Origin of the sequence: Roseomonas genomospecies 6, from assembly GCF_008365375.1 — a bacterium.
GTDB lineage: Bacteria > Pseudomonadota > Alphaproteobacteria > Azospirillales > Azospirillaceae > Azospirillum.
The window spans coordinates 40070-53117 of record NZ_QOKW01000019.1; the positions used below are offsets into that span (position 1 = coordinate 40070).

The window sequence follows — 13048 nt, forward strand, 5'->3', positions numbered from 1 at the left end:
GATGGTCCAGCGGCGCAGGTAGCGGTCGTCGCCATACGTGTCGGTGAGCTGGTCACTGCGCAGCATAGATGGTCTCCTCCGAGCGGCGCTGAACTGTGAGTGTGCCTTCCCAGACGATCAGCGCACCGGCCTTGCCGGTCACTTGAACTGCGATGGTCTGGCTGGCGGTGTCGGCGATGAAGGTACAGTCACATGGGCTGGCTGTCGTCTCGTCATCGTCCGAGACAGGAAGGATGCTCCCCCGGATCATGACGTTGCCACCAGCGTTCCGGTACCAGTCCACTCTCTTATGATAGGTCAGGTCCTCCGCGGCCGAGGCGCCGTAGGTCCGTCCCTTCATTATAATGATGGCGGTTCCCGTCTCGCGCTCGCCCACCGCGATGCGCGGCCCAAGCGCGGTCGGGGTTGCATCGGTCGTCCGGCCAGTGACGAGCCATGGGCGGAGCGTTGGGCGGGCGCCGCCCGCGGCGATAGCCTCCTTACCGCCCACAGCATCCCCGACGAAACCGACCTCCGTCGCCGTGCCGATCAGCATGTGCCCACCGCGCAGGGCGACCGACCGCACCGTGTCGCTGGTGGTGGCCCCCAGCACGTCGGCGTCGTAATAGGCCACCCGGCGCAGCCCGGCGAAGACCGACACCCCGTCGCCGGTGCCGACCGCCAGCCGGCCCGTCAGCGGGTCGCGGTCGAGGGACGCCACCGCGGAACTGGTACCGCCGAGCAGGCACTTGGCGCCATCAGCTAACAGCGGTCGCTCGTCCTCGCACATGCGGCGGATTTGCGCCGAAGTTGGGGCGTAGGCCCCAGACCGCCACATTGTGAGAGCCGTGCCGCTATGCAGGGCTCCGCTACCATCTTGGTGGAGCCCATAGCGCAACGTTGCGGCGGCGTTGCTCAGGGACCCTACCGCGGCGGCGGGGGCAGTCGCCTCCAACGCGCCATTGACCCACAGCTCAATGTTGCCGGTGGCTGCGCGCCTCACAATGCAGACAAAGGCATATGCGGAGGATGTGGCTGGTGACACCGACTGAACGGAGGCCGCCGCGCCCGCGCCGTCGCTGATGTCGAACTGATACTTGCCCCCGCCGTTGTACACGAGCCGGTACCATGGCCCGGTCGTCGCATGGCCGCGCCGCAGAACATATCCTGTCGTCAGGTTGGCAACCCACCCACAGTGGTAGAGATCACCCGTGCCGACATCGAGGTCGGTGCTGGGCGGCTGCTCCAGGTAGTTCGAAGCGCTGAACCCCGACCACGCCACGACGTCAGCACCCGTCGCGACCGGGTTGCGTTGGAGCGTGCCGTTGACGATCAGGCCCTTTCCCTTGTGGCTGCGATCTGGGGCGGCGAGGTCGACCTTGACATCGTCCAGCAGCACAGTTTGACCTGCGGCGGCCCCGCCGCCGAACATGATGGCGATGGCGGTCGTCGGGCCGATGGCCACGAACTGGAAACTGTCCTCGACAGGGGTCGCCGAGGTGGTGCTCGTCCCGGTCGCGATGGCCCCGCTCGACACGCCGCCGGGGTACACGTTGATGTTGGCGGTCGGGGCCGACCCCCGGCGCCGCCGCGCCCGGACCACATAGGTTTTCCCGGGCACGGTCGGGAAATCCTTATACGCGCCGATGGGGTTGCCCGCGAACGTCACCTGGATTTCCCCGGCGACCGACGACACCGCGCCGCCGCCGGACACCCACCCGAGAGTGGCCGATCCATCGTCGGCTAGGACGTTGGCCGCCGCCACCGGCCCCGTATCCGAATCACAGAGCGTGGCGAGGCGGATACCGCCGCCGCCGGGCATCCATCCTGTGGCGTAGCTGGGAGTGATCACCGACGTCATGCTGGCGGAGGGGTTGCCCCAGTCCTCGGCGATCAGGGTGAGCGATTGGTTGGTGCCGCACGCGCCGGGCGCCATTGCCGACACCAGCCCGGTGCTGGGGCCAAGCACATACGCCGCGCCACCGCCCAGGCTGTTGGCCTGCGCGTAGTCGCGGACCCACGCGCTGTCGGTCTGCGTAGCGTACGGGACCGGGCCGATCTCAATCAGGCTGCCGCCCGTGCCGAGCGACAGAACCAGGCGGCCATCGGGCAGGAGTTGACCCAGACCGAAACCGCCGGACCGCGTGATATGCACCACCTGTCCGGTCGGGTGGATCACCGCCGCCCCGGCGCCAGTCGTCACCAGCACCGTGGGAATAGGCATCCCTGCCGCGTCCAGTGGGGCGCCGGGATAGACAAGGGCATGCACGCTGTTGATGGCCGTCGCCGGCAAGGCCGCGGAGGCGATGACGGCGCCCTCCTGCAACACCGTGTTGCGCGCCGCGAAGGTGCCGAGCCGCCGCCGCCGCCCGCCATTGTCGTACCTGTCGCACCAGTCGCCCGTCAGGCTGATGACATGGAGGCCCATGCCCGAGCCGATGTAGATGTAGCCGTGCAGCGCGAACACACAGGTGATGGGCGCGGCGGAACCGCACAGGACCAGACCATTGCCGGTCGGGTTTGATGCCCTCCAGAGACGAGGCGCGCCGGTTACCGGGTCGAGGTCCAGCGCATCGTGGAAATACCACTGCTCCCGCAGCGCGGTGATGGCCACCACCGCAGGAACGTCGCGCTTCACCCCTGCATAGATGCCCTGGGCCTCATGCCAGTAGGACATGGCGCTGCACCTGCCCGGCTCGTTCCAGCGCCGCCCATCAGCGGCCAGATCGTCCAGGCGGGTGTCGTAGACATAGACCTGCGCGACCGCCCCCGTGGACAGCAGCGGCTTGTCCAGCGCCGGGAAGGCGAGCGCGCTGGTGCTGCCCATGGTGATCTGCGCCACCAGCTCTTGGCAGCGCTGGAGGATGGACGCGACGGCCGTCCGCTCCGCCACGAAGTTGATCGAGTTCCACATCGCCGCCATGCCGTTGTAGATCGACACCCCATCCCTCAGCGACCGAACCCAGTTGGCGAGCGTGCCGCCCTTGCCAGTGTGCCCGTACGGGTTGGTTTCCGGGTGATAGGCGCCGTTGTTGTAGCGCGCCGCCCGGTACAGGGCGTCATCCAGTTCGCTCACGAGAATTCCTCCAAATTCAGGGTGCTGTCCGCCCAGCCACCGGCGCCCCACCGCCGGCCGGCCTTGGTGATCCGCGCCAGGAAGCCGTAGAGGAAGCAGGCCGCCGGATCGTCGCGGTCCGGTATCCACGCGATGGGGGATAAGCCCCGCCCGCTCCGCACGATGGTGACGATCTGGTCGATCAGCCCCGGCTCCACCGACGCCAACGGCAGGGTCGCCGTCCGGCCAGCGGTGCCCGGCTCCGCGATCACCCGGCCCGCCTCGCGGCGCGTGCTGACGCCCGTGTCGTCATCCACCGTGCTGTCGATCTGCAAGTCGAAGAACACCCCGTCGCCCAGCCACAGGTGATCGACCTCCACATAGCCGGCCGCCGTCCCGGTCGGCGTCAACCCAGCGCTCCACATGCGCCATTCGAACGACAGGCCATAGATCGACGGCGGGAACAGGTAGACGTTGGCCGGCCAGGACCGCCACGCTTCCGGATACAGGCCGCCGGAGAACTTACGCGGATCTTCGAAGGGCAGATCGGCGGGGTCGAACAGCGGCTCGATCACCGCCACGCGCCCGCTGGTCCACGCCAGCTCCGAATAGTCCCCGTTCGCATAGATCAGCAGCTCGTGCGTGTCGGTCTGATCAAGGTTGGTGTCGTACAGGCCGGCGAAGCTGCACAACTCCGGTTCGTCCCACCGGCCCCGCAACACCCGCGGCGCCCCCTCCACACCCGCGCCGATGGACCGCGCCCGCACGCCGTCCGGCTCGGCCAGCAGGTCCACCGACGCGGCCGGGTCCCAGCCCTCTGGGTCCAGCGTCGCCGTGAGGGCGGCATTCCGGCCCGCGATCATCGCCTCGTGCGCCATCAGACCGTGCCCTCCGGGATCACCACCAGCGCGTTGTCCACGCCGGCCAAGTCCACCTGCACCTCCACCACGCGGGCCACCGGCCCGCCGACGAACACCGGGTGCGACGGGTCGATCACCCGGACGACTTGACCGATGCGTTCGGTCGGCAGCCTCCGCATGGGCAGGCGATAGCGTCCGGGCGGGCTGAAGGCGTCGTCGCGGCGGCCCACCGCTTCCACCGCCGCCGCGCTGGCCGTCGCCAGAAGCGTGTCATCCGTCACCTCGCGGGGGATCGGGCAGGCCGCGGTGATGGCCGGATCGTCCGGGGTGACCTCGTCCAGCCATTCCGCCATCAGCGCCGCCCTTTCCTCCGGCGGCACCTCCGCCAGGATCTCCGACGCGGTCAGAACCTTCGCGTTGTGGGAGTGGCGCAGCCGCACGCGGCGGGCTGGCACGCCGGTGACGCGGGGTTCGGTCACCGCCTGCACGAAGTCGATGCCGGCCCGCAGCGTCGCCGACGCGGCTGAGCCAGCGGCCGGGCGTCCCCGCAGCGCGAAGGTCAGGAGGCCCAGCGGCCCGAAATACCAGTTCGCGCGGACGGCCCGCGTCAGATCATCCAGCGCCGACCGCAGCGGCGTCGTGTCGCCGGCGGCCAACCACATCTGCACCGGCAGCCCGGCGCCGACGCCGGCCGCCGCGACGGCGTCGATCTCCGCCGCGCCCAGCGCACCGCTGTGGCGGGCCAGCCAAGCGCCGACTGCGGCGGCCGTCTCGATCAGCGCGCCGCTGCCGTCCACCACGCCATCGGCGGCGCAGGTGATCGTTCCGACGTCGCCCGGACCGACCCAGGCCAGCCCCCGCGTCGCGTCCTGGCTCCACTGACCGGACGCCGGCGTGCCGGTGACCTCGGTCCAGCGGCGACCGCGCGACCGCACCTCCCGGTACCCACCCATCGGGAGGCCCTGGCTGACGCTGAACAGGTGGCAGCCGTTGGTCGCGTCGATCCCCAGGTATGTCGGTTCGAAATGGCGGTGGCGGCCGATCAGCAGCTCCTTGCCCTTGCCCTTCAGCGCCGCCGGGCCTTCCAGCCCGCCCGTGCCCGCGTAGCTCGCCGGCCCCGCCGCCCGCATGTCGAAGTCGGCGGCCCGGTCGCGCGGTCGCAGCACGCGGCTGTAGGAGCGGCGCTCCACTTCGCCGACCGTCAAGACGGCCAGCGGCACCGCGGCGGAAAAGGGTTGTCCGGCGCGAATGGCGAACAGTTCCAGCGGCCAGCCGACGATGCGCATCCCGTCCAGCAGCGCCGTCAGGCGGGGGGTGCCGTGTCGGTCGCTGCTGGGCGGCGTCTCTGACAGCGTCAGCTCGCCGACCTCGACCTTCGTCGCCCCGTCGCTCTCGCCCGGCGCGGTGGCCGCCAACGTCCAGCCGCCGGCCGGGCGCAGCAACGGCCACCAGGGCGTGGGATCGGCGGGGTCCTGATAGGCCGCGGTCGCCAGCCGCACCACGCGGGGCGCGGCGGTCGGCAGGTGCCAGCCATGCTGACGGGCCAGAATGATGAGGTCGTTCATATGACCGCCCTCCGCCCGCTGGCGAGGGCGCGGAGCTGCTGCTCCTGCCGCTCCGCCACGCCGATCTGATCCTCCGCGATCCCGGTCACAAGCTGACGGTCCCGCGCCGCATCCTCGCGCCGCTCCCGGCGCAGCTCGGCCAGCTCGGATACCATCCGGTCCATGGACCGGGCCATGACCAAGCTGTCCGAGACGTCGGCCGCCGACCGCGTCACCGTCATCGTCACCATCGGCGCCGGAGCGCCCGCCGCGGTCATCGTCCGCGCCACATTGTTGTTGGCAGCAACCAGACCGCCACCTTCGTAGGCGCGGATCGCCGAGGGCGGCCGGCGGTGTTCCCTGATGTATTCGAGGATGGGGAGAGTGTCCGGCGTGACCGCTGGCGTCGGCGTCACGAACTCGCCGCCCGCGACCATGATCGGACTGCCGTCCGGGTACAGCGCCAGCACGCTGTCCACGCCCTTGATGCCGTTGTCCACCAAGCCGCCGGACTGGTAGCGCCCAACGATCCCACCGTTCTGGAACGTCCGCCCCTCTCGGATGCCGTCCGTGTAGTAGTGATGCGTCGGGTCCCAAGCCGTCCAGCTCGACCACGCATCCGCCAAGTCAGCGTACGTGGCGAGGTATTGGGCCTCACGGGTCGTCAGGACATGAGGGCTGGCGCCGAACGTCTGGTTCGCGCCCCAGGACCAATTGGCGGTGATCGCCCGTACGACGTTCAGCAAGCCGCTGTGAATGATCCGCCCGAGATCGTCCAGTTGCTTGATCAGGACGCTGGTGGTCTGAAGTTGCAACGCCTGGAAGCCGCTGGTCAGGTCGCGCATGGCCGCGGTGGTGACCGTTTCCGACACGTCCCGCTTGACCGTCTCCGTGACTGTGCGGGTGGCGTTGCCGGGCAGAGTGATTGGCGTCCAAGCGGCGATGGCGTCGCCGTTGAGCGTCCGCGACAGCAGCTCCGCCAACTCCCGCTGATCGTCCGCCGGCAACGCGGCGAAGTCGAACTGATCCACCTGAACGTTGTTGCGGTAACGGCCCATGACCTCCGTCAGAAGGCGGCGGTCATCCTCCGGCATCTGGGACCAGTCGAATTCATCGACCAGGACCCGGTTGCCGTAGCGCTCCATCAGTTCGGCAAGCCGGCGGGTCGCGTCCGGCGCGATGGTCGAGAATTGCAGGGCCGGCACCACAACGCCGCCCTGGTTCCGGGTCAGGATCTCGTCCAACACCCGCTGGGCGTCCGCCGGCAGCGACGAATAGGACAGATCGGCGACCGCCTGATTGCGGTCATAGCGGGTGAGGATCTCCGACAGCCGGCGCTGATCGTCGGGCGCCAGCGTTGTGAAATCCAGGCTATCGACCAGCAGCGCCCCACGGTAGCGGGACAGCACCTCCGCCAGATCACGCTGCGCGGCGGGCGGCAGGGCCGTGAACGCGAACCGTTCGACCGCCGCATCCCCATGCAGGCGACGCAGCGTCTCGATCACGTCGCGCCGCGCTGCCGCCGGCACGGCGGTGAAGTCCAGCACGGTCACCGGCTGGCCGCCCTGGATGCGGGTCAGGGCTTCGGCGATCACGCGCTGTCCGGCAGCCGGGATGGCGGTGAAGTCAAAGCCCTGGGACGCCAGGGTCACCAGCTGTTCCACGATTTTGCGGACCGCCGGGTCAACCCGCTGAAGCACCGCAGGTTCGTACACCTCCAAAATGCGCCCCTTCAGGTCGAGGTTGGCGCTGATATCGGACGGCAGGGCGGCCAAAGCCTCCAACACCCGCTGCTGCCAAGTCTGAACCGCCGGCAGGGAACGGACGCTCTGCTCATAGGCCCGCAGCATCGCCGTCGTCTCGGCGGAGCCGGCGCCATAGACCGCGTCGTATGTGTCCTCCGCGGTCTGCCGTGTCGTGGTCAGCCGGCGCAGCGCCTCTTCGGCGACGGTCGGATCGTTGGAACGGGCCAGGGCCAGGTCGCGGCGCAGCATGCTGTCCACGGCCGCGATCCGCTGTTCCGCCGTCAGGCCGGTGGACCCGTCCGCGCGCTTGCGGTCGAGGTCGGACAGCACGTCGCCGGCCGCCGACATGGTGCGCTCCAGCGCCGCCGCCCGCTCCGTCGCCGCCGCCGCGTCCTGCTTCGCGGCCAGGGCCGCCCGCTGCAACGCCTGCACGCGCTCCATCTCGGCACGGACGCCGGCGTCGGTCACCCGCGCCAAGGCATCGCGCTGCTGGATCTCCAACACCCGGCGGTCGTAGGCGTCCTGCGACAGCTGCCCCAGCTCCACCCGCGCCTGCATCTCCTGCAAGGCCAAGTCGCCCATGACCTGTTCGCGCACCTGGCTGGCGCGCAGTTCGGCGAATGCCGCGCCAGTGGTTTCGCCCATGCCACGCAGGATGGCGGCGGCCTCGGTCAAGCGTTGCAGGCCCTCAATCCCGTCGCCGGCCGCGTTGACGATGGCGGACAGTTGGGCGCCCAGCAGCTCCATTGCCGGCTGAGGCGACAGCCCCGCCCCCATCAGGGCAATGGACGCCTTGCGCCAGCTCTCGATGGCGCTTTGGATCTGATCGACGACGCCCAGGCCCTTCAGACCCCGCCCGGCAGCCGCAAACATGCGGGTGGTGGCCTGTTCCAGGCTCGAAACCATACCGTCCGTGGTCAATCCGAGTTCGGCGGCCCGGTCCCGCGACGTCTGGAACTGCACGGACATAGCTGTCAGCGTTTCACTGAACTGGTCAGCGCTCGGTTTCGCGGCATCATCGAACAGGTGCGCAAAGTCGCTGGCGGCGAAGGTCAGGTTGCTGACCACCTCCTCCACGGGCTTCCCAACCGAGGCCACCAGCGCACGACGGACATTCTCTGCAACGTACTTGTTGTCTTTGTTGACGTACTCGGTGGCCCCATCTTCGATCACCATGGTCAGCACGTCGCCGAATAGAGAGGTCAGCGCTGCCGTCTGGTCACTGAAATCTTTCTTCTGGCCCCGCATCTGCGTGGTGTAGCGGCCATCCTTCTCCATCAAGCTGATCGCCGCCACGTTCTCCATCAGCGTGGCGTTCTTGATACCGGCCGCGTTCATAAGGCTGTTGAGGGCGGTTGCGATGGCGTCGGTGACGCCCTTGGTCTTGCCGAGGTCCCCGCCGTTGTCGGCCGCCGCCTCGCCGGTCTTCCAGGACCCGTCTTGAAGCGTCAGGTTGGAACGGGAATTCGGGCCGACGCTCGCCTTCTGCGTGCCCAGCATGCCCATGACAGCACCAAGGATCGCGCCCGCAGCGATGCCCCACGGCCCGAAGGCCGACCCCATCATCATGTAGGAGGCCAAGCCACCCGCCACGGCCCCGCTTGCACCACCGGCGACCTTGCTGTTGGTTGCGGTCCCGACGAGCCCACCAACGATCCCGCCCGCCGCAGCACCGGCACCGACGCCGGAAGCCAGCGATGACAGCCCCGTTCCGGAGGCGACTTGGCCTCCAACGACAGACTGCGCGCCGCCGCCGGTCAGCATGCCGCTGCCAACACCACCGGCACCTCCGGACGCCATCAGCGGTGTCGCCGGCACCGTGGCCGCCGTGCCAATGCCCAGGTTGGTTGCCCCCCAGGTGTCGATAGCACCGGTAATGCTACCGCCCGCTCCGGTCAGTCCCAGCTTGTCACCGGCCCAGCCCATGGCCTTGCTGGTGGCCCAGTTCATCCCGGCGTTGCCGGCTTGCCCCATGAGGCCGCCTGCCCCCGCCCCACCAGCCGGCGCCTGGATGCCGAACAGGCCGGGCACGGCGCCCACCACCGTCTGGACAATGGGCATGATAAACTTGGTGGACGCGATCTCAATCGCCATCCGCTTCAGCAGATTGCGCCACCAGTCGAGAATGGAGCCGCCCTTCTCGAACATCTTGGCGGCCAAGTCGTCGCTGATCCGTCGCGACGTCTCCCGGACGTCGTTCTGGAACCGGATGATGTCCTGCCGGTCCAACAGCACCGCCTTCTTGCGCAGCAGCGCCTGGATGTCCTCTTCGGTTTTCGTCGGAAACTGCTCGCGGATGTCCAGCTCATAGCGCAGCAGCTCTATGGTCCGCTGGCGTTGCGCCTCGCTCACGTCGGCCAGGGCAACTTCCGCCTGGGCGAGTTGAAGCTCACGGTCGCGCGCTCGGCTTTCCCGGTTGTAGCCCTGCGTTTCCTGCCACTTCGCCAGCTCGGCGGTCTTGGCGGCGATGGCCTTGGCACGGTCGCTGTCGGCCTTGACGCCTTCCCTTTCGACCTGCGCCGCGACCTGGTTGCGGATCGTCGTTTCGGCGACGGCCTTGGCACTCTCGCCTTCTGCCGCAGCCAGGGCCTTCGTCGCGGCGATCTGCGCGTCCAGATCGCGGTCAAACTGCGCGGCGGCCAACGCCCGGCGGGCGGCGGCCTCTTCGGTCAGGCGCCGCGCCAGCTCCGAACGTTCCCCGGCACCGACGCGAAGCGTCTCATTCTCGATCTGGTGCCGCAGCGTGGTTTCAGCGACCGCCGCCCCGCCCCGGCGCGTCGCTTCGGCCAGTTCGAGCATCTGGCGCGCCTGCCGGCTGCTGACGGTCGCCGCCTCGCCGGCCTGTCCGGCCAGGCCCGCCATCTCCTCTCGAAGCACCGCCTGGGAATAGGCCGCCTTGTCGGCCTGCACGATTACGCCGTCGCGCAGCGCCTCGGCCACCTTCAGGTTCGCCCGCGCGTTGGCGACTGCCGCCGGGTTGCCGCTGGCCTGCGCCCGCGCCAGGGCCTCCGCCGCCTCGGCCGCCTCGCGCGTCAGCCGGACCTGCTCCGCCGAGTTCGCCGCCCGGTTCTTGGCGTAGGCGCCCGTCAGGTTGATGGCCTCGTCGTCGGTCAGCTTGCGGCCCTTGTCCTGCTCCGCTTTTTCTAGCGCCTGATAGAGGCCGCGGAACTTCGGAGCCACGCCCAGCGCCGCGGTTTCACGGTTCATGGCGGCGACGGCCGCCGTCACCGGGTCCAACTTCTCGCGGAGCTGGTCGAGGATGAAGGCCGCGTCGGCCGCACTGATCCCCAGCTTCTTCAGCTGGTCGGGCGGCAACGCGAGAACTTTGGTCAGCGTTTCGGTCTGGGCGCGAAGATCGGCTTCCGACTTGGTCAGCAAGCCGTTCTTGGTGATGACCAGATCGACCGCGTCGGCGGCCAAGCCCAGCTTGCCAGCCAGCTTGTCCAGCGCCACCGCTGCCGGGTCCGCGCCACCATCGGACGCCATGCCCCACATCTGAGCCCAACCGTCGCCGGCATCGCCCAGAGCGGCCCGCAGCTGTTGCAGCCGCGCCAGAGCCGCGTCGATCCGCTTTTCGACGTCGGCCAGATCGCGGTCCGTCACCTCCAGGTTGCGGCGGGCATAGACGCCGCTGGCCCCGTTCGCGTAGCGCTGACGCTTCGCTTCCAGCCCCGCCCGCTCGGCCAGCAGATCGTCAAGGTTCGTCGTCTCGCGCATCAGCGAGACCTGGTTGGAGCGGCGCTCCGCCGCCTCGATCTCCTTGTTGACGCGGTTGAGGGCCGCTGCCGCGCTTTCCACCAGGTTGACCCAGCCGGGCAGGATCATCTTGCCCAGCTCGGCCTTGGCCCGCTGGCTGGCGTTCTCCATCCGCGCATAGGCAGCTTCGACGGACCCCGCGGCCTTCTCCGCTTCACCCGCATAGCCCCGCAGGGCCTTGATCAAGGTGTCGCGGAACATCTCGCTGGTGACGCGGCCTTCGCCCACCAACCGACGGAACCCTCCGCCCGGCAGGCCCGCGGCGCGGTCCAGATCCATCAGGATGCCCGGCAGCGGTTCGACAACCTGGTTCAGCTCCTCCATCTGAACCACCGGCGACGCGAGGGCCTGCGACAGGCCATACATCACATCGCCCATGCGCCCGACGTCGGCCGCGAACTTGACCTGGGCGTTCGCCAGCCCTTCGGTCAGCTCGCGCGACTGCTGGATGGTGACCAGCCCGGAGCGGGCCAGAGACAGCAGCCGGGTGTAGCTGTCCGCCATCACGGTCTGAGACTGGCCCAACCGGTCGGCGGTCTGCGCCAGCCATGTCTGGTTCTCGGCGAGTGCCGCTCCGGTGCCGACCAGCGACGACAGCCGGCGCTCCAATTGCTGCGCCTGCGCGGCCGAGGCGATCAGCTGCGCCCCGAAGGCGCGGACCTGGTCCACCACCCACAAGCCGGCCATGGTCTTCAGACCATTGACGAGCATGCCGATGGTGTCGCCCAGACCGTCCGCGTTGTCGTTGGCGGCACGGGTGGCATTGCCGAACTCCCGCGCGGCGGCTGCATGATCGCCCATGCCGGCGGCGGCTTGGCGATGGGACGCCGCCGCCTCGGCGCTCACCCGCTGCAACGCCTGTGCGCTGTGGGACGCCGCCCCCATGTCCTCGGTCAACCCGCGGGTCGCGCGGCGGTGGGCGTTCAACGCGACGACGTTGCTGTCCCCGGTCGCTCCACGCAGGCTGGCCCCGGCATCGTTCGCCGCCGCCCCGAGCTTATCGATTTCCGAGCGGGCGAGGCGGACCTCGCCCACCAGGGCGGAACCATCGGCGGTCAGCTTCAGCGCTACTTTGAGTTCGGCCATGGGTCGGGCATGCGAAGGGACGTGGCGGCCATTATCGCCGCCACGCCCACGCCCGTTCAGGGGGCGAGTTCCGGCCTTGAAGGGGGCCGCCCGCTCGTCAATCCATCCGTCACTTGCCACCCTTGTCGGGATGGGTCCGCTTCCATTCCTCGACCCACACCCGCGCGGCCTCGGCTTCCATCGCTTGGATCAGCCCGACCGTCTCACCGTTCCAGGGCATCCCTCTGGCCTCTGCCAAGCACCGGACCTGCACCAGATCCAGGCCGATGGCCGGGCCACCCATCGCGGGGTATCGCCACAGCCGTTCCGACGCGCAGAACAGCATGAACACATCCCAGAGCGGCGCCCAGACGATGAACACGCGCTCCGTCTCCGGCTCCACCTGAAGCGGCGGCGCGGGCTGGCCCGTCAGCTCCGCCCAATCGGCGGCGTCCAAGGTGGGGGACCGCCGCTTCCGGCGCCCCTGGGCAGGCTCTCCGCCCGCCCACAGCCGCGCCGCCTCCTTCAGGTGCGCTACTTTCCCCCGTTCGCCATCTCCCAGTAGCCCTCTTCCATGGCCTTGCCGATCATCCGGTAATCGGCCATGGCCTCGACCAGGGCGGGCGAGAACTCCGGCAGCTCTTCGAACAGGGCGGCCCAGCCGTGGTTGTCGGGCAGGCCGACGATCACCTCCCGCAGCAGGGCGACCCGCCACGCGACGAAACCGTCCTCGGCGTCCGCGGCGGCCTTCTCCGCCGCGTCCCGCTCGTCATCGCTCTTGGCATCGGCCACCGCCGCCTTGGCCTTGGCGATCCGCTCGTTGTGCTCCTGAAGTTCCTTCAGCAGATCGTTGATCTCGCTGTCGGGCAGCAGCTTGTAGGTTAGGAAGAAGGTCTTCTCCACATGCCGCCCCTGCGCCCGCCCGCTGCGCTGGGACGGCTTGACGCTCTCGGGCATCTTCACCTTGACCGGCCAGTCGATGGTCAGATCGTCGCCGGCGCTGTCCTTGAACTTCAGCTTCACCTTGCTCATGGCACCCCTCCG

Annotated in this window: 6 protein-coding genes; all 6 read right to left on the minus strand. The window is 69.2% G+C overall.

Going from position 1 to position 13048, the window contains the following annotated elements; all coding sequences use genetic code 11:
* Positions 1-52 precede the first annotated feature (52 nt).
* The 6 genes from DS843_RS21070 to DS843_RS21095 all read right to left on the minus strand — a co-directional run bounded on the left by DS843_RS21070 (position 53) and on the right by DS843_RS21095 (position 13036).
* Complete coding sequence (locus DS843_RS21070) at positions 53-3055, minus strand: LamG domain-containing protein (RefSeq protein WP_149470799.1); 3003 nt, start codon at positions 3053-3055, stop codon at positions 53-55.
* The gene (locus tag DS843_RS21075; protein ID WP_149470800.1) at positions 3052-3912 is read right to left on the minus strand and encodes a hypothetical protein; all 861 of its coding nucleotides are present in this window, start codon (positions 3910-3912) and stop codon (positions 3052-3054) included. Before DS843_RS21075 ends, DS843_RS21070 begins: the two co-directional genes overlap by 4 nt.
* Complete coding sequence (locus DS843_RS21080; protein ID WP_149470801.1) at positions 3912-5459, minus strand: hypothetical protein; 1548 nt, start codon at positions 5457-5459, stop codon at positions 3912-3914. The genes DS843_RS21075 and DS843_RS21080 overlap by 1 nt, the downstream gene beginning before the upstream one ends.
* Entirely contained in the window at positions 5456-12025 is a 6570-nt protein-coding gene (locus DS843_RS21085; protein ID WP_149470802.1) for a tape measure protein, read from the minus strand. The genes DS843_RS21080 and DS843_RS21085 overlap by 4 nt, the downstream gene beginning before the upstream one ends.
* Before the next feature lie 109 nt (positions 12026-12134).
* Complete coding sequence (locus DS843_RS21090; RefSeq protein ID WP_149470803.1) at positions 12135-12461, minus strand: hypothetical protein; 327 nt, start codon at positions 12459-12461, stop codon at positions 12135-12137.
* A 77-nt stretch (positions 12462-12538) separates the two neighbouring features.
* Entirely contained in the window at positions 12539-13036 is a 498-nt protein-coding gene (locus DS843_RS21095) for a hypothetical protein (protein ID WP_149470804.1), read from the minus strand.
* Between the last annotated feature and the right edge of the window lie 12 nt (positions 13037-13048).